18 protein-coding genes and 2 pseudogenes are annotated in these 15,278 nt (G+C 61.8%); 15 read left to right on the top strand and 5 right to left on the bottom strand.

Annotated elements, in window-relative coordinates:
* Positions 1-27: 27 nt before the first annotated feature.
* The 6 genes from OCI36_RS11670 (at position 28) to OCI36_RS11645 (ending at position 4,145) form a co-directional block, all read left to right on the top strand.
* Positions 28-501 (top strand): hypothetical protein, encoded by a 474-nt coding sequence (locus OCI36_RS11670; RefSeq protein ID WP_261665254.1) that lies wholly within the window; start codon positions 28-30, stop codon positions 499-501.
* Entirely contained in the window at positions 498-1,067 is a 570-nt protein-coding gene (locus tag OCI36_RS11665) for a hypothetical protein (protein WP_261665253.1), read from the top strand. The genes OCI36_RS11670 and OCI36_RS11665 overlap by 4 nt, the downstream gene beginning before the upstream one ends.
* On the top strand, positions 1,064-1,447 hold the full coding sequence (locus OCI36_RS11660) for a hypothetical protein (protein WP_261665252.1): 384 nt from the start codon (positions 1,064-1,066) through the stop codon (positions 1,445-1,447). The genes OCI36_RS11665 and OCI36_RS11660 overlap by 4 nt, the downstream gene beginning before the upstream one ends.
* Before the next feature lie 309 nt (positions 1,448-1,756).
* Positions 1,757-2,269, top strand: coding sequence for a hypothetical protein (locus OCI36_RS11655; RefSeq protein ID WP_261665251.1), 513 nt, complete (start codon positions 1,757-1,759; stop codon positions 2,267-2,269).
* Positions 2,262-3,350 (top strand): hypothetical protein, encoded by a 1,089-nt coding sequence (locus OCI36_RS11650; protein ID WP_261665250.1) that lies wholly within the window; start codon positions 2,262-2,264, stop codon positions 3,348-3,350. Before OCI36_RS11655 ends, OCI36_RS11650 begins: the two co-directional genes overlap by 8 nt.
* A gap of 78 nt (positions 3,351-3,428) precedes the next feature.
* The gene (locus tag OCI36_RS11645) at positions 3,429-4,145 is read left to right on the top strand and encodes a DUF5131 family protein (protein WP_261665249.1); all 717 of its coding nucleotides are present in this window, start codon (positions 3,429-3,431) and stop codon (positions 4,143-4,145) included.
* A 1-nt stretch (position 4,146) separates the two neighbouring features.
* Here OCI36_RS11645 and tcmP read toward each other — a convergent pair whose 3' ends face one another.
* Both tcmP and OCI36_RS11635 read right to left on the bottom strand, forming a co-directional pair.
* Positions 4,147-4,947 (bottom strand): three-Cys-motif partner protein TcmP, encoded by an 801-nt coding sequence (gene tcmP, locus OCI36_RS11640; RefSeq protein ID WP_261665248.1) that lies wholly within the window; start codon positions 4,945-4,947, stop codon positions 4,147-4,149.
* A 69-nt stretch (positions 4,948-5,016) separates the two neighbouring features.
* Positions 5,017-7,779 (bottom strand): class I SAM-dependent DNA methyltransferase, encoded by a 2,763-nt coding sequence (locus OCI36_RS11635; RefSeq protein WP_261665247.1) that lies wholly within the window; start codon positions 7,777-7,779, stop codon positions 5,017-5,019.
* 81 nt (positions 7,780-7,860) lie between these two features.
* Here OCI36_RS11635 and OCI36_RS11630 point away from each other — a divergent pair, with 81 nt between their 5' ends.
* The 5 genes from OCI36_RS11630 to OCI36_RS11610 all read left to right on the top strand — a co-directional run bounded on the left by OCI36_RS11630 (position 7,861) and on the right by OCI36_RS11610 (position 11,678).
* Positions 7,861-8,328 carry a hypothetical protein gene (locus OCI36_RS11630; RefSeq protein WP_261665246.1) on the top strand — a complete coding sequence of 156 codons (468 nt, stop codon included), beginning with the start codon at positions 7,861-7,863 and terminating at the stop codon, positions 8,326-8,328.
* Positions 8,329-8,448: 120 nt separating this feature from the next.
* Complete coding sequence (locus tag OCI36_RS11625; protein ID WP_261665245.1) at positions 8,449-8,691, top strand: hypothetical protein; 243 nt, start codon at positions 8,449-8,451, stop codon at positions 8,689-8,691.
* On the top strand, positions 8,684-10,045 hold the full coding sequence (locus OCI36_RS11620; protein ID WP_261665244.1) for a DNA methyltransferase: 1,362 nt from the start codon (positions 8,684-8,686) through the stop codon (positions 10,043-10,045). The genes OCI36_RS11625 and OCI36_RS11620 overlap by 8 nt, the downstream gene beginning before the upstream one ends.
* Complete coding sequence (locus OCI36_RS11615) at positions 10,042-10,608, top strand: hypothetical protein (protein WP_261665243.1); 567 nt, start codon at positions 10,042-10,044, stop codon at positions 10,606-10,608. The genes OCI36_RS11620 and OCI36_RS11615 overlap by 4 nt, the downstream gene beginning before the upstream one ends.
* On the top strand, positions 10,605-11,678 hold the full coding sequence (locus OCI36_RS11610) for a DNA cytosine methyltransferase (protein ID WP_261665242.1): 1,074 nt from the start codon (positions 10,605-10,607) through the stop codon (positions 11,676-11,678). The genes OCI36_RS11615 and OCI36_RS11610 overlap by 4 nt, the downstream gene beginning before the upstream one ends.
* On the opposite strand, the gene OCI36_RS11605 is transcribed toward OCI36_RS11610, so the two are convergent.
* On the bottom strand, positions 11,617-12,006 hold the full coding sequence (locus OCI36_RS11605) for a ParA family protein (protein ID WP_261665241.1): 390 nt from the start codon (positions 12,004-12,006) through the stop codon (positions 11,617-11,619). The two genes, OCI36_RS11610 and OCI36_RS11605, sit on opposite strands and share 62 nt — an antisense overlap.
* Before the next feature lie 138 nt (positions 12,007-12,144).
* On the opposite strand from OCI36_RS11605, the gene OCI36_RS11600 reads away from it, so the two are divergent.
* Positions 12,145-12,951 (top strand): hypothetical protein, encoded by an 807-nt coding sequence (locus OCI36_RS11600; protein ID WP_261665240.1) that lies wholly within the window; start codon positions 12,145-12,147, stop codon positions 12,949-12,951.
* Between the two features lie 64 nt (positions 12,952-13,015).
* On the opposite strand, the gene OCI36_RS11595 is transcribed toward OCI36_RS11600, so the two are convergent.
* The gene (locus OCI36_RS11595) at positions 13,016-13,990 is read right to left on the bottom strand and encodes a tyrosine-type recombinase/integrase (RefSeq protein WP_261665239.1); all 975 of its coding nucleotides are present in this window, start codon (positions 13,988-13,990) and stop codon (positions 13,016-13,018) included.
* A gap of 142 nt (positions 13,991-14,132) precedes the next feature.
* On the opposite strand from OCI36_RS11595, the gene OCI36_RS11590 reads away from it, so the two are divergent.
* The 3 genes and pseudogenes from OCI36_RS11590 to OCI36_RS11580 all read left to right on the top strand — a co-directional run.
* Positions 14,133-14,375 carry a hypothetical protein gene (locus OCI36_RS11590; RefSeq protein ID WP_261665238.1) on the top strand — a complete coding sequence of 81 codons (243 nt, stop codon included), beginning with the start codon at positions 14,133-14,135 and terminating at the stop codon, positions 14,373-14,375.
* Positions 14,372-14,707 (top strand): type II toxin-antitoxin system PemK/MazF family toxin, encoded by a 336-nt coding sequence (locus OCI36_RS11585; RefSeq protein ID WP_261665237.1) that lies wholly within the window; start codon positions 14,372-14,374, stop codon positions 14,705-14,707. Before OCI36_RS11590 ends, OCI36_RS11585 begins: the two co-directional genes overlap by 4 nt.
* Before the next feature lie 62 nt (positions 14,708-14,769).
* A pseudogene (locus OCI36_RS11580) lies at positions 14,770-14,877 on the top strand (IS982 family transposase); the annotation flags it as partial.
* 204 nt (positions 14,878-15,081) lie between these two features.
* On the opposite strand, the pseudogene OCI36_RS11575 reads toward OCI36_RS11580, so the two are convergent.
* A pseudogene (locus OCI36_RS11575) lies at positions 15,082-15,278 on the bottom strand (IS701 family transposase); the annotation flags it as partial.

The raw sequence follows: 15,278 nt of genomic DNA, 5'->3' as shown, positions 1-15,278 counted from the left end.
GGGCTGAAATTTTCCGAGGTATTCAAGATGACGAAAAAACCGATCACCGCGCAGTTTCTTGCCATAGCCGAAGGGCTTGCTTCAATCTCAGAGCGGGCCGAAGGTGAGCTGCTCCGCCTCGCCCCTCACCTTCAGCAGCTCCCTACCCTTGAAACTACGGGAGGCACTGACCCCGCCGCCCCAGAAGGGCCGATCAGAGTGGGAATCGGTCGGGGAGCATACATCCTGGGTCAGTGCCGCATCCTTTATGGGGAGAAGGCATTCAGCTTGCTGGCGCCGGGCTTCAGGGAGTTTGAAGCCCAGCTGATGTCTGGGAGCGCAGGCGACGCCAGTACTCCCAGAAATCAGTTCTACGCCCGCCGGGATGAGCAGCTGGCTGCCAGCCGCGCCCGCTTCGAGGTCGAGGAGCACCTGAACAGCCTGAGCCAGGGCGAAGTGGAGAATCTCGCGGCCGCCATTCGCGCCGGTGGTCGCCTGAAGGGATTGGTGAGGGCCAAATGACCGACCCCGATTTCCTGGCCGCCGCTGCCGAACGCACCTATGCCATCAACGGCGCCAACGGCTGGCACGATGGTTATACCCAAGCTGACGCCTTCACCAAGATCAGCCTCATCAGCACCGAGGTCCGCGAGTGGCAGCTGGAGAACCGTCCGGGCAACGAGCAGCAGGCGCTGAACGAACTGGCTGACATCATTATCCGTACGATGGACACCTGCGAGCTGCTGGAGCGCGGGGCGTTCACGCTGGCCCTGGTGATGGCCGTCCCGTTTCGCTATTACATGCATGGCAACGATATGTTGCACCGTGACAACATGTACGGCTTGATCGAGGATGCCAAGCAGGCGTTCCGCAAGTCCCCAGGTGGGGATGCGCCTGCCAATCCCACAGAGGCAGGGCCAGAAACCCTGAACGCAGTCCTGCCCCACCTCGGCCAACTGGCCCTGTACGCTCTGATGCTGCTGGAGCACTTCGCTGCACGCGAGAACCTGACCGCCCAGGACGTCATCACCCGCGTGCTGGACAAGAACGCCACTCGCGGGTACCGGCATGGGGGACGCAGACTATGAGCCGCGATCCCGAACTGGACCGCAGCCTGAGCGCGGCGTGGCAGAGCCTGGAAGAGAAGGCGGCCCAGGAGGGCCACCGCCCGCGCATCGCGCAGCGGGTGGCCGCCAGGCTGCCGCCGGATCTGGCCCCAGCGGTACTGGAGCGCGAGCGCATCGGCGTGCGGAAGTACGGCCAGTATATGGACGACAACCATCAGCCGCAGCGAGCGCGGGCCGTGCATCTGGTGCAGGAAAAACTGGACGGACTCAATTACAGCGAGTGGCTCGCCGGTCCCTGGTGGCTGCGGGTCTTCGACTGGATCGACGTACTACACGTGCGGCTGATGGCCCGGCGTTACCGCCTGACCGCCCAGGACATCATCAAGGGCGGGAAGCGGTGAGCGAGAAGACCTGCAGCCACCAGGGACCTATGGCGCCGCCGGCAGAAGCCTGACCGCTGCGAGGCCACCGAGTACCAGACCTGGCGGCCCTGCGGCGCAGGTGGCCCCGCCGGCTACCGCCCTGGCCTGACCGGACCAGCCACCGAGAGCTACGGCGGCAGCAACCTGCTGACCGCGCCGCAGTGTCGTTGCTACATGTGGATTGCCGAGGAGGCGGTCCACAGAGGCAAGCCTGTGTAGTTCTGTTCTGCGCTCCCCTTCCGCCGCGCGCCCACCCTGGGCGCGTCTTTCTTTTTCCGAGGTACTCCCATGTCCAAATCCAAGAAAATGCAGCGTGACGTCCTCAGGCAGCTGGCTCAGCAACCGCGTCCAGCCCAGCCCACGCCCCTCCCTGACCCCCACGAGCAGGACACGGCAGCCGACGTGGCCGAGGCTCAGGCCTGGCTGAGCGGTGAGCGAGATGCGCGGCCACCCGTGGTCCAGTTTCAGCCCGCCACGGTGGAGAGCCTGCGGGGCCTGGGCGCGCAGTCGGTGACCCGTAGCTCTCCCCAGTTCCAGCCCGCTCCGCCCATCCCGGACGGCCCTGCAGAGCCCGCGCCGCCCCGGCGCAGCGGGCGCCTGGTCCTCGACAGCCGTGCCGACTCTCCCCGCGACCTCCATGCCCCGCTGACCACCGAGCAGGCCCTGACCGTCCGGTTGCTGGAAGCTGGAATGGCCGCTGCGGGTAATGCCCAGGAGGCGTTCTACGACGCTGTGCACGGCCTGCCCTCCGTCCAGAAATTGGCGCGGCGCATTCTTGCCCAGGAGGCTGCGGGTGAGTAAGGCTCCCTTTCAGCCCCCTGAAGGCTTCGGAGAGCTGGTCAAGGTCTGCCGGGCGGCCCTGCAACGGCAGGCGCTGCTGGCCGACATGGATGAGGACAGCGCAGAGGCCGCTGTCATGCGCTCGGAGCTGGCCGATCATGACCGGCAGGTCCAGGACTTCGCAGCCCGACTCGCGGAGGATGATCCGCAGGGGGTGCTGACCCAGGCCCGCCTGCTGGCCGCCGAACCCCGCCAGCGCCAGCTGCCGCAGTCCACCCACTGCGCTGTCTGCCCCGTGCGTGGCTGTGGCCGCGAACTGCCGATCAAGCCAGAGCACGCCGACCGCGCCTACCGCTGCCCCTGCCCCAACGCTGCCGAACTCTACGTGGGCCGCACGGACAAGGCGTGGACCCTGCACCTGCCGCCCTCTACGCAGGAGCAGCGCGAGACGGTCAACCGCATCGCCCACGCCCTCTACACGGGGCAGGGCTACCGGGACCGGGGCCACAGGCCCACCCTGACGGCCGCCGACGGGAACAGCGCCCGCATGGCCGAGGCGTTCCAGACCTTCCATGCGCTGACCCGGCAAGTGACCCACGCGGTGCTGGCCGGCCACCCCATGCAGGCCCTGGACCTGGCCGAGCGGGCATACGCCGCCGAGGCTGCCTACTGGACCCATGAGCGCCGGTACCGCCTGGCCCGCCGTGAGCACCAGAACACCGGCCGCTGGCATGACACGGAGACCTTCTGGATTGAGCAGCCAGACCCCTATACGCCAGGGCACCCGCTGCGGCGCTACACGTTCAACCTGGTGGCTGTCTGGGATGAGCGCGGCGCCACGGTGGAAGTGGTGAATGGCCGGGAAATTGAGGTGCAGTCAGGGCTGGCGGTGGACGCCGAAGCCTGGCGCCAGCTGGTGGCGCTGCTGACGCGGGCAGAGAGTAAGCCGGGGTCGAAGACGGACCCACAAGAGCTGGTGTACCGCAGCCACAAGGGCAGCCTGGTGGTGCGTGACCACGTGAAGAAGCGCTTCCCGGAGGCGCTCAAGGCCCTGGAAGCGCTGCGGCTGAGCCTGGTGATGGAGGCCCGGGCGCCGCAGTGAATAATCCTACTCAAGTGCTCAGATTTAACAGGGCACAGTCAGTTATACTTCGTCTAAATCGTAAGTTTGGAGAAATATATGGCAAGTACGAAAACCGGGATTGAGTGGACTGACAAGACTTGGAACCCAACGACTGGGTGCAACAAGGTCTCCCCCGGCTGCAAGCATTGCTATGCGGAAGAGATTACTCGCCGCTTCAAGGGGACGTTCCCGAACGGCTTTGCCTTCACTCTTCACGAGGACCGGTTGCAACAGCCCAGGTCGTGGAAAAAGCCCAGCAGAATTTTCGTGAACTCTATGTCGGACCTTTTCCACGAACAGATGCCACTGTCTTACCTGCAGCAAATCTTCGAGGTCATGGCGGATTGCCCCCAGCATATTTTTCAGGTGTTGACTAAGCGTGCTGAGCGGATGCAAGAGCTGGCGCCCTATCTGGATTGGCCTGACAATGTCTGGATGGGCGTCTCCGTCGAGACGCAAAAATATGTTCATCGCGTGGACGCTCTACGCACGGTGCCTTGCTCAGTACGTTTTCTCTCTTGTGAGCCTCTGCTCGGCCCCCTGGACCTGAATCTTGAGGGCATCCACTGGGTCATTACTGGTGGGGAATCGGGCGCAAAGCATCGCCCGATAGACCCAGACTGGGTGCGGAGTATCCGTGATCAGTGCTTGTCCGCCGATGTGGCCTTCTTCCACAAGCAATGGGGAGGCGCCCGCCCTAAATCGAACGGACGCCTGTTGGATGGAATGGAGTGGAGCCAGATGCCCAGACCTCTACCTTCGGCGGCAGATTGACTTAGAACAAGCGGTCCATTCCCTGCTTATCCCGCTCAATCTTCTTCAGAATGTCCTCGGCAATGCGCAGGGCCGTACCATTCTTTGAGGCGAACACGAGGGTGTGAAGGTTGCTGTTCTTGCTGTTGGTCGCAATCAAGTAGCGCTCAACGTGGCTGAACCCGAGGCCTCGCAGGCCCTCCAAGTACAGTTCCAGAAAGGCTTCAAATTTAGATTGACGCATTACGGTCTGGGGGTTAAGTCCTTCTGCGATAGGACGCCAACGCTCGTGCCCGTAAAACTGTGTCACCCTGTCGTGCGTCGGAGGGCTTCCTGCGCAGCGAGTTACGCCACCTGCGGAGACGAGAATGAATAGGTCTGCCTTTGGGCGATCACCGATTTGCCGCACTGTCTCCCACTCCAGCTCTAGGCCTTCGGGGTCCATCAGGTAGAAGGTGGGCAGGTTGCGCTGCATCTGCCGCAGGATGGACGCCACTTCCTTATTGAAGTCCCCACGTTGAAGGTGGATATGCTGACGGATGCCGCTGTATTCATCCGCCGCAAGCTCTGCCTTCAACTGATTGACGTTTTTGAGACCCTTCTCGATGAGGAAGTACTCTTTGAACGGAGGCTTCACGCTGGCCGCTATGAGGGGTGATCCCTTGCGTAGCACGCCATTAATGTCATTCTTCCCAGGACCTGCGAAACCATCGACGTAATACGTGTTGGTATGGCCTTCCTGCTCATTCCAGAATCGCTTGCAGGCCAGCTGGAAAGCCGGCAGATACCTCTCTAGGAATTCAAGCTTGTCTGCCGTCCACACATGCCCTCGTCTAGACGTCCCTTCCCCCTCAGTGCGCTTTGGCATAGTCCAAGTATTTCACTGTCTGTCTTACCGTGTGACTAAATTTGCATGTGCCCGTTCTCCGTTCAATGCCAGCAGCCGCCCTAATACCTCTTCCTCAGTGAGCGGCCACTCCCAGCCGTATGCGGCGGCCACGGCTTCGTCCAGGCGGGTGTGGGCAGTCAGCAGAGGCATGACGGGGTGGCCGGAATCGGGATTCTCCCGTAAAGACTCCAGCCCGTTGTAGATGCCGGTGAGGGTTGCACCGTCCTCGGCCAGCAAGCTGCTGCGCACACTGTCCAGATACCGCGCCCACTTCTCCACTTCAGCCCGCTGCTCAGGCGTGGGCCGGGGAAACGGGAAGGTCTGGAAACAGGTAGATGGGGTATAGCGGGGGCGGTCCTCCAACGCGGTTCCCATCGTTCTGGCCCACTGGGCATGGATGGAAGAGTTCAGCACGCCAAAGGTGAAATCGGAGTCAGCAGCCACAGCCACCACCTGACTGTCAGGCAAGGTGCCCACGTCCATCCAGACCGGTAGGAGGTGTTTGGCCAGACGGGCAATGGCGATATAGCGTTTCAGGCTCTGGAAAGCTTCCCGCATTTCTGGCCGGGAACGCTGATGCAACCACCACCTTTCTCTAGATGGCGCATCCTTGCTGACGTCCCGCCCTGGCTTAATCTCCCGCCGCACGTACTCGAACGGCTCCACGTAGCGGGCCGCCTCAGACTCCGTCATTTGATTGAAATCAATAATGTACATGCCCCTGGGTCGCCGGGTCAGGTCCATCCCGTTCACCCAGGGGCGAATCACATCGGCATTGCTCACCCCATCCGGATTAGGCAACCGCAGCCAACGCTCTGCTTGCGCGGCTGAAATCTCGAACTTGCCACCCTTCTGGGTACCGATGAAGGCCAGTCCCTCATTCTCCTTTAGGGGCACCGCCTGATTCACGTCCACTCGGCTGCTCAGGTCGGCATTGATGGCGGCCACCGGCTGACCGTTCAAGATCTTCTCCTTCTCCTGACCCCCATCAAAGCCGAACAGGCTCACCCGCACTGCTGCCCCGTCCTGTAACCAGGGCTCATCGCTCCAGGCCATGAACAGGTCACCTGTCTCCTTGATGCGCTCCAGCACCGTCCGGTTCTTCCCGCCCCGAATGGAGTTGGTGGTCACGAAGCCAGCAGCTCGCACTTCACCTGCCTCAATCAGTGCGCGGGCCTTCTCCGGCCAGTAGCAAACCAGATCACTCTGACCCGGTAGCCGCTCACCATAGGCTCCCCGCAGGGCGGCCACGTAGTCATCCCCCAGCACCCGCTTCAGTTTCTTGTCCCCCAGAAACGGTGGGTTGCCCACGATGAAGTCTGCCTGCGGCCACGCGGCTTCCGTCCCGTCCTCATTCAGCAGCGCGTCCCGGTTCTCAATCGTGTGCAGCCGCTGCAGCACCGGCGTCGGCCACTGGCCCCCGTGCGCGGCCTGCCACTGGAAGAAGGCAATCCAGATACTCACACTCGCCAGCTCATGCGCGAACGGCTCAATCTCAATCCCATGAAACTGCCGGGGATGGACAATCGGCGGCACATCGAAAGCTCCCGCCCCCAGTTCCATCGCCGTTACTCGCGTCTCCTGATCCAGATCCAGCAGCAGGGTCAGCGCCACCACCAGAAAGTTGCCCGACCCGCAGGCCGGGTCCAGCACCCGCACCGCCCCCAGCCGCTCCCGGAACGCCTGCACCGTCTCCAGGGCCCTGCGCTTCCCCCCACGCTTCTGGGCCTGCGCTTCTGCCTCCGCCTTCACTGCCTCCCACTCCCGGCGCAGTGGCTGCATGATCACCGGCTCCACGATCCGCAGAATGTCCTGCACCCCGGTGTAGTGCGCGCCGCGCTTCTTCCGTACGTCTTTCTCCAGGCTGCCCTCGAACAGCGTGCCGAAGATGGCCGGCTCCACCTCCGACCAGTCCAGCCGCGCCGCCGCCAGCAGGTCGTCTATCTGCTCTACGGTCAGGGGCAATGCCGAGTCATCGTCGAACAGACCGCCGTTGAAGTGACGAATCTCCGAGACACCGAAGTACCCCCCGCCCCGCATGGCCCCGAACAGCTGACTGAACAGCCCCTGACTCTGGGCTGGGTTGCGCCGGGCCGCCTCCAGCAGCCGGGTGAGCAGCCCGCGTTCCAACAGGCCCACGTCCTCAGAGAACATGGCGAAGACCACCCGCATCAGGAAGTGGGCAATCTGGGTCTGGCTGCCCGCCTCACTCTTTCTGAGGCTGGCAGCGACCTCACCAATCTTCGCGGTGGCGTCCTGGGTGACCCGCTCACGCAGCTGCCGGGGGTCCAGCCGGGCCGGGTCGGTGAAGGCGGCGCGCAAAATCTGCAGGGCAGTCAGGTCACCGGCCACGGGACGGTCGTAAGTGATGTCGTCCAGGCTCAGGTCGAAGCGGCGCGGGCTGCTGCCGGTGAAGTTGGTGTGGACCTCGGTGTGGTTCAGGTCGCTGACGATCAGGAGCGGCGGGTTGTCCAGCTCGCGGGCATAGAGGAGCGCCTGCTGCAGGGCTTTGCCCAGGCTCTTGCCCTTGGCCTTGTACTCGCAGATGAAGTGGCCGCGTTTGAACACGTCGGCAAACCCCTGCTCGCCGGTCCCCGCCTTCTTGACGGCTTTCTCGAAGGCGTAGTCCTGGCCGGTGGTGTCGCTGCTGGGGGTCGGCTCACCGACCAGGGCGCACAGGTCACGGAAATGTTCCTGGTAGCCGGCACGCTCGGAGGTGTGGGGCGCGAGCTGGCGCCACTTGTCGGCAAAATCCTGCGGGTTCACCCCTTCAGGGTAGCGGTTGGTGAGATGACCCAGAGCACATTTGGAGCATGATCGCCAGCCTATACGGCGTACATTGAGGGCGTGAAACGCATTTTCCTTGCACTTTTGCTCTCCACCCTTGGCGCCGCGCACGCTCAACTGAAGGTCACTGCCCCGGCCGTCCAGACTTGCGCAGCCAAGGCCTTCCCCGTTCTAGGTATCACGGTGGAAAGGATGGGCGGCACCGCCGGTTACGAACTGACCGAAGCTCTGCGTGACGACTTAACACGGCGCGGCTTTCAGGTGGTTCCCGACTACTCCCATGACTTGGTTGACCTTGCCAGCATCGGCATCAAAGGCGACGCGGAGTATTGGGAGAACTATCAGGGCAGAAGCTCGTCGCGTATAGGGGAAGCCCGCCTGGTTATTTACGACGTGAACTTCCGCAACAAGGTGCTGCTGAATCTTGATCAAGAACCCGCCAGGATTGTCTGGAACGCCCCGATAGAGGCCGACTTTGCCAAGTCCATTGGTGACGTAATCGCCAAGACCTTCTGCCAAAAGTCGTAGCCCTTGCACCCTTCCCCAAATTCAGCTAAAATCTTTTTACTATAGCGAAGTGTATCTGTAGACACCATAACCCAGCCCCCCGTTCCGTTCAGGTTCGGGGGGCTTTGCCTTGGAGGGCACGTGTTTAAACCCCGCATTCGCCGGCGCGATCCACGTGCGCCGGAGCATATCGCCTACGCCGCCTACCTCTTCCCTACCCCGGCGGCCTTCCGCATGTACCTGCGTGGTGTGAGCTGGGACAACCTGCGCGACTGGGCCGAGCATTCTTCCCAGCTGCCCGCCCGCCACCGCCTGGCCTTAGAAGATGAGCTGGATTACCGCAGCGCCCGCCCCTACATGCACGCCGGAGGCAAGGATGAGTGAGCCGCAGACGGTCAACAAACGCCTGGACCCCGCAGTCCCTGTCCAGGGTGGCCCACTGAAGGTCTGGCCCCGGAATTACAACCAGGGCGACGTGAAAGCCATTGCCGAGAGCATCCAGGTGAACGGCTTTTACGGCACCATCGTGGTTCAGGAATCCACGGGGTACGTCCTGGCCGGCAACCACACCTTCCAGGCTGCCCAGCAGGCGGGACTCGCCACCATCTCCGTGGCCTGGGTGGACGTGGACGACGAATCGGCCGCCCGCATTGCCCTCGCGGACAACCTGACGGCCCGTAAGAGCAGCTTCGACGACCGGGCCCTGGCCGGCCTGCTGCAGCAGTTGTACGACACCGAGCTGGGCCTGCTCGGCACCGGCAGTACCGATGCCGAACTGCGCGACCTGCTGGCCGAACTGGAGCCGGCGATGACCAATAAGGACGTCACCGCCGACGAGGATGACGTCCCTGCCGTGCCGGACGAAGTGCTGGTCGTCAGCCAGCCGGGCGACATCTGGACCCTCGGCCCCCACCGCGTCGGCTGCGGCTCCAGCCTGGACCCTGAGCATGTCCGCCGCCTGCTGGACGGGCGCCTGGCCGACCTGGTGGTGACTGATCCACTGTACAACGTGGCCTACGAGGGCAAGACCAAGGACCGGCTGACCATCGCCAACGACGCCATGACGCCCAAGGAGTTCCGGAACTTCATGACCGAAGCGATGGATACGACTTTCGGGGCCATGCGTGAAGGTGCCTGCATCTATGTGGCCTACGCGGACAGCGAGGCGGCCACCTTCCACGACACCTTCCGGGGTGCGGGGTTCAAGTTCAGTCAGGTGCTGGTCTGGGTCAAGCACGCGCCCGTGCTGAGCCGTCAGGACTACAACAACCAGTACGAGCCGATCATCTATGGCTGGAAGCCCGGCGCCGGCCACTGGTTCAACGGCGATTTTACGCAGACTACCGTGATTGACGCGGCCCAGGACTACAGCAGGCTGAGCAAGGACGAGCTGGTGGCCCTGCTGCAGAGCATGAGTGACGCGAGCGACGTGGTGCGGGTGAAGAAACCGAACCGAAATGGGCTGCACCCTACCATGAAGCCTCAAAGTTTGTTCCGGAAGCTGATTCAGGCCAGCAGCCGCCCCACCGAGCTGGTGTACGACCCCTTCGGGGGAAGCGGGACGACGCTGTTGGCCTCGCACACCTCTGGTCGCGTCTGCTGCACCAACGACCTGGACCCGCGCTATGTGGACGTGATTGTCCAGCGGGCCCAGGAGCAGACGGGCCTGAGTGCCGTGCGCAAGAGCGATGGCCGCAGCTTTGACGAGCTGAAAGCGGAAAGGAGAGGCTTGGTATGACCGCAACCCACCGCATCGAACACCATGCCCTGTCCGAGTTGGTCCAGCGCGCCTGGGGTGAGACCCCCCGGCGCCACAAGCTGGAGGAGATCCGCGCCAGCGTGACCCGCTTCGGGTACGCCCGCCCTCTGGTGATTGATGACACCTCCGGCCGCGTGGTGGTGGGCAACGGATTGCTGGCCGCCCTGCTGATTGCCCGCCAAGATGACCAGGCGGCCCCGCAGCGGGTCACCGTCCGTGAGGATGGCGAATGGACCGTGCCCACGGTGCATATTGCGCTGCAGGAAGGCGAGTGGAAGGCCTATTCCATCAGCGACACCCGCACCGAGGAACTGGGCGAGTGGGACAGCGAGCGCCTGATTCACGAACTGCAGCAGATAGCCGAGAGTGACCTCGGCCTGGACGGTATCGGCTTCACCAACGAGGACCTGGAAGTGCTGCTGGCCCAGCAGGGCGGCGCGTTGCCAGAGTCGTTTGCCGAGATTCCCAGCGCAGATGGCGCCCCAGACAGTAAGCCCCGGTCCGTCACCTGCCCCCACTGTGGCGAGACCTTCGAGCCGTGAAGTCCAGCAGCTATGCTGCCGAGCTGGACGCTGCGGCCACCGCTGCCCACGCCCCCCGCGCACCGGATGCCCCGACGGTGATCAGCACCTTCGCAGGCCGGGGGGGCTCCAGTACCGGCTACCACATGGCGGGGTTCCATGAGCTGCTGGCGGTGGAATGGGACGCCCACGCCGCCGCCACCCTGCGCCTCAACTACCCGGAGCTGGATGTCTACCACGGTGACATCGCGGCCCTGAGCGTGGATGAGGTGCTGGAACGCTGCGGCCTGCAGCCCGGCGAACTGGATCTGTTCGACGGCAGCCCGCCTTGCCAGGGCTTCAGCCTAATGGGGCAGCGCCAAATGGATGACCCGCGCAACCAGCTGTTCCGGGAATACCTGCGGCTGCTGGAAGGCCTGCGCCCCCGCACCTTCGTGATGGAGAACGTGAAGGGCATGGTGGCGGGCAAGATGCGCGGTGTCTACCGGGAGGCCATCCAGGCTTTCCAGGCTGCCGGCTACCGGACTGTGGCCGGGGTGCTGAACGCTGCCTACCTGGGGGTGCCGCAGGCCCGCGAGCGCCTGATTGTCATCGGCGTCCGCGAGGACCTGGGCATCCAGCCCACCCTGCCCCGCCCCTTCAGCCGGGTGATCACTGTGCGGGACGCCCTGTGCGACCTGCCGCAGACGCCTGACGGGTACCGCATCCTGAAGCCTAAGTGGCTGGCGGTGTACGCGAAGGTCAAGCCGGGCCAGGACTTCGGAGACATCCACCCGAAGGGCCACTTCTTCTCCAGCCGCAAGATTCACCCTGACCGGACCAGCCCGACCATCGTGAAGACCATGGGGCTGAACAAAAACGGTGACGCCCACGGGGGCATGTTCCACTGGCGCTTTCCCCGCCTGATGACCGTGGCCGAGCTGAAACGCCTGGGGAGCTTCCCTGACGATTACCAGTTCGCTCCTGGCAAGGACGACGTGGATACGTTCATCAAGTCCTGGGCCGGCATTGGCAACAGCGTGCCGCCTCTCATGACCCGCGCTGTTGCTCAGCATGTGCGGGACACCGTACTGGAAAGGACGTCACCTTGACTCGCAGCGCCCGCACCTTACGGAGGCCAGCGATGCTGACATCGGTATAGGCCAGGTCAATATGGCTAGGAATCAGGTCCATGCCGTGGACCTGCACCGGTTCCGGCAGAGGCTGGTATTTCTCCAGGGCATCTTTGACTGTCTGTTCAGGCTGCACGTTGTCGACGCCAAGCCACTCGGTCAGGTTACCCTGGGGGTCGAGATCGATCAGCAAAACCTTTTTCCCGCGCCGGGACAGTTCATACCCGACGTCCCTTACCGTACTGGTTTTGGAAGCACCGCCCGCATGGATAAATACCTGCAGCACCTGAGTTTGTCGCATTGACATATCTCTATTGTGACTGCTGAAGACCCGGAAAGTGAACCGGTGGCAACGTTGCCACCGGGCATAGCAGGCGCGGAAGCACTGTCACTGATAACGCGCAAAAGTGCAGCAGAGCGGACACTGAATAAGTAGCCTAGGGTCATGTACCGCAGAGTGCTCCTGCTACTTTTCGCCTTTCAGAGTGCCGTGCTGGCCGCGCCTACGGTGACCACAGGAACATGGGGAAACTTCACCCTGAAAACTGTAGATGATCATCTTGAAGGCGACGGAAGCACCTTGGAGATTTCCCAAAGCGGCAAGGTCAAACAGCGGTTAAGTGGTTTCCGCATTCGAACAGCTGGATTTCCACTGCGCCCTGGTGGATATAAGGAACTGGTTGTCACGCTCGACTCCGGGGGAGCGCATTGCTGCTATGTCAATGCCATCTATACGCAAGATGGTGGTGCCCTCAAACTCATCGGTGCCTTCGACGGTACTGCAAAGTACCGCGACCTGGACGGAGACAGAACTCAGGAGATCATCGTGACCCAGAGTTCTACCTTTTTTCCAGGCTGGAGTATGGCAAGTCTCAACTACCTGAGTTCCGTCTGGGGCTGGGATAAAAGGAAGGAACGCCTGACATATCAGACAGCGAAGTATCCAGAGATTCTTAATAAGGACGCAGCCATGGAATTGGCGTGGCTTCAGAGCTACCTCAGTAACCCAGGCGAGCAGCTGGACGAAGGCTGGCAGTCGCCGCTCAGTGGCTACTACACCAGTAAGCTCTTGGCTGGGCGAAAGGCTGAGGCAGAGTCTCAGATTGGCCGCACTCTTGCTGCTCATCCGGAGATGAGAATCTGGTTCAACCAAAACCGCGGGCAGATGGAACAAGCAGCCCTGGAGCAACAAAAGCGCTTGGTAGTTGGCGAAGCGATATCCAGAAAACTGGACGAAGGAGGAATGCGATAACCAACGTCAGATGAGGTCCTCTGGAGTCTGGGAACCTGAACAATCTTCCTGGGATTGAGCCTAATTACCAGCCTTCGAGGGCCTCGTCCAAGGCGCTGTCGGCCCATTTGGCATAAATCCGGGTGGTCTCCAGCGAGCTGTGGCCCAGGTGCCGGGCGGCATGTTCCAGGTTGCCGGTCTGCCGGGTGAGCCGGGTGCCAGCGTAGTGCCGCATCGCGTGCCAGCCAAGATACCTCACCCCTGACTCCTGGCATAACTTTCTGAGCCGCTCTCTGGCAGCAGTCTGAGAGGCACCGATGACAGGCTCCTGATCTCCAGGCTGGGCTTGATCCCTGAGCGGCAGGAGTTCGCCTTTCAGGCTTTTGCTAAGGCGAACCTGTCTGACCTTTCCACCTTTGCCTGTCACCGTGAGCTGGCCGGCCGCCAGCTGGACATCCTCCCAGTGCAGGGCTACCGCTTCCGAGATACGCAGGCCACCATGGGCGCATAGGAGAATCAGCACACGGTCCCGCAGGGAAGCAAATTGCAGCAAGCGGCGCAGTTCGTCTTCACGGTAAGGCTGTCTCTTATCCCAGGGCGCCGTTTTCTCAGGAGCCGGTTTGAGATCACTTAAGGGATCACGGTCCGTGACTCCTGCCCAGCGCAGGGCCTTATAAAGGGCGCGGGCAGCGGCGAGGTGGACCTGTACCGTACTGGGGGCCAGCCCTTCGGCTTCGAGGGTACGTATATAGAGCGCACCACTGTCTCTGGAAGGGCGCAACAGACTGACGGCGCGGCTTTGGGCAAAGTCCAGGTACCTTGCTATGCCCTGCTTGTACGTCCTGAGCGTACGGTTGGACGCCGAAGCGCCAGCTCTGCCGAACAGGGTGAGATGTGCCTGGGTCAGTGACCAGAGCGGCGGCAGGTCGTAAGCCTGAGCCGCCTGGACGGCGCGGCGGCGGCGATCATCTTCCGGGAGTTCTGACCACTCGCGGGCGGTGCTTAAGGGATCAGCGGCGTACCGGATGATGTCCCAGGAGGTCGGAGAGGCGGAGTCCATAGACAAGTCAGAATACCTTACGCCAAGAACACTTGGCATAACCAAGCGGAAGTTAAGCCACTTATGACCTTTTAGGCCTACTAGGCGGTGTCAGCGGGGTGTGTTCAGATTTAGCACATAAAGAGTGTGCCAAAATATATCCATGACTCAAGCCCATAGAAAACATGTGGCCTTTGAACCACAGGTAGCCCGGTTTCTGGAGCACTATCAACAGCGCCATGGCTTGCCTTCTTTTAGTGCAGCCGTCGAAGCTGCGGCTCTGGCGCTGCAGGAGCAAGAACTCCGGGCCGGATATGCGCAGTTCGCTCAGGATTACGCTCAAGATGAGGAAGCTCAGCAAGAGGCAGAAGCCTGGCTAGATTTGCCTATGCAGGAACAGCGATGAAGCGCGGTGATATCTACCGGGTCGACTTCGAGCCAAGTGTGCAGGGGGAGCCAGCAAAGACGCGTCCTGCAGTGATCCTTACCAATGACCTGGCGAATGAGGCCTTGCCACACCTGGTTGTTGCCCCCATCACCAGCAATGTCAGCCGTGAGTATCCCTTTGACGTCATGCTGGAGGTCGGAACCTGCGGCTTACCGGAGACCAGCCGGATACAGCTCAATTACATCCGCGGCTTGAACAGGAGGAGATTCAGCTCTTACCTGGGGAGCCTGACCAAAGAGCAGCTGAGCGACGTTGACCGCAAGCTCAAGATTCACCTGGGACTGAGCTGAAAAGGTGATTCGGGAGAAATGGAAATCAGGGGCCTCGCACACAACCTGAAAGATAGGGACCTGAATTCGGGGCGGCCAAGAAGTGTATCGAATCGGCATTCTCTGTTCTAGTCGGTGCTGGAATACGTTGGGGACAGGTGAAAACTGACTACCCCTCAAAACTCTACTGATGCCTTCAGAGACACAGATTTTGTCAGCGTAAGAAGGGCAGCATCTGTCAAAAACGAGTTGCTACGCCAGCAAGAATCCGTCTTGACTGGAGTTGTATGGGTGGAGAGATTTGCTCAGGCATCCAAGCCCTAAGAACTGGATACGTCTGGCACGGTTTAGCCTACGTTTTGAGGGGTAGTCAGGGTACCAGGTTTCCTTTAGACTCATAACTTGCACCTTGCATAGCTGAGCGAATAGCCGTGCTGGTGGAGGAATTCTTGCTCTTTTTGAATTTGGCCCAGCAGGTGGTTGAGCCTGACTTCGGGGAACAAGGCGTAGAGAGCCAAGCGTGCAGCTTCCTTCAAGGTCAGGGCCTCTGAGCGGTGCAGCGTCGTCAGGGTGAAGGCCAGGAAGACCATCA

Origin of the sequence: Deinococcus sp. Marseille-Q6407 (assembly GCF_946848805.1) — a bacterium.
In the GTDB taxonomy this organism is placed as follows: domain Bacteria; phylum Deinococcota; class Deinococci; order Deinococcales; family Deinococcaceae; genus Deinococcus.
This window is presented reverse-complemented; position numbering and strand designations above follow the sequence as displayed.

Bases quoted from the DNA above. Each gene is read 5' to 3' on its own strand.
- OCI36_RS11670 (WP_261665254.1), top strand. From the start codon at position 28: ATGACGAAAAAACCGATCACCGCGCAGTTTCTTGCCATAGCCGAAGGG.
- OCI36_RS11665 (WP_261665253.1), top strand. From the start codon at position 498: ATGACCGACCCCGATTTCCTGGCCGCCGCTGCCGAACGCACCTATGCC.
- OCI36_RS11660 (WP_261665252.1), top strand. From the start codon at position 1,064: ATGAGCCGCGATCCCGAACTGGACCGCAGCCTGAGCGCGGCGTGGCAG.
- OCI36_RS11655 (WP_261665251.1), top strand. From the start codon at position 1,757: ATGTCCAAATCCAAGAAAATGCAGCGTGACGTCCTCAGGCAGCTGGCT.
- OCI36_RS11645 (WP_261665249.1), top strand. From the start codon at position 3,429: ATGGCAAGTACGAAAACCGGGATTGAGTGGACTGACAAGACTTGGAAC.
- OCI36_RS11620 (WP_261665244.1), top strand. From the start codon at position 8,684: ATGAGTGAGCCGCAGACGGTCAACAAACGCCTGGACCCCGCAGTCCCT.
- OCI36_RS11615 (WP_261665243.1), top strand. From the start codon at position 10,042: ATGACCGCAACCCACCGCATCGAACACCATGCCCTGTCCGAGTTGGTC.
- OCI36_RS11605 (WP_261665241.1), bottom strand. From the start codon at position 12,006: ATGTCAATGCGACAAACTCAGGTGCTGCAGGTATTTATCCATGCGGGC.
- OCI36_RS11600 (WP_261665240.1), top strand. From the start codon at position 12,145: ATGTACCGCAGAGTGCTCCTGCTACTTTTCGCCTTTCAGAGTGCCGTG.
- OCI36_RS11595 (WP_261665239.1), bottom strand. From the start codon at position 13,990: ATGGACTCCGCCTCTCCGACCTCCTGGGACATCATCCGGTACGCCGCT.
- OCI36_RS11590 (WP_261665238.1), top strand. From the start codon at position 14,133: ATGACTCAAGCCCATAGAAAACATGTGGCCTTTGAACCACAGGTAGCC.
- OCI36_RS11585 (WP_261665237.1), top strand. From the start codon at position 14,372: ATGAAGCGCGGTGATATCTACCGGGTCGACTTCGAGCCAAGTGTGCAG.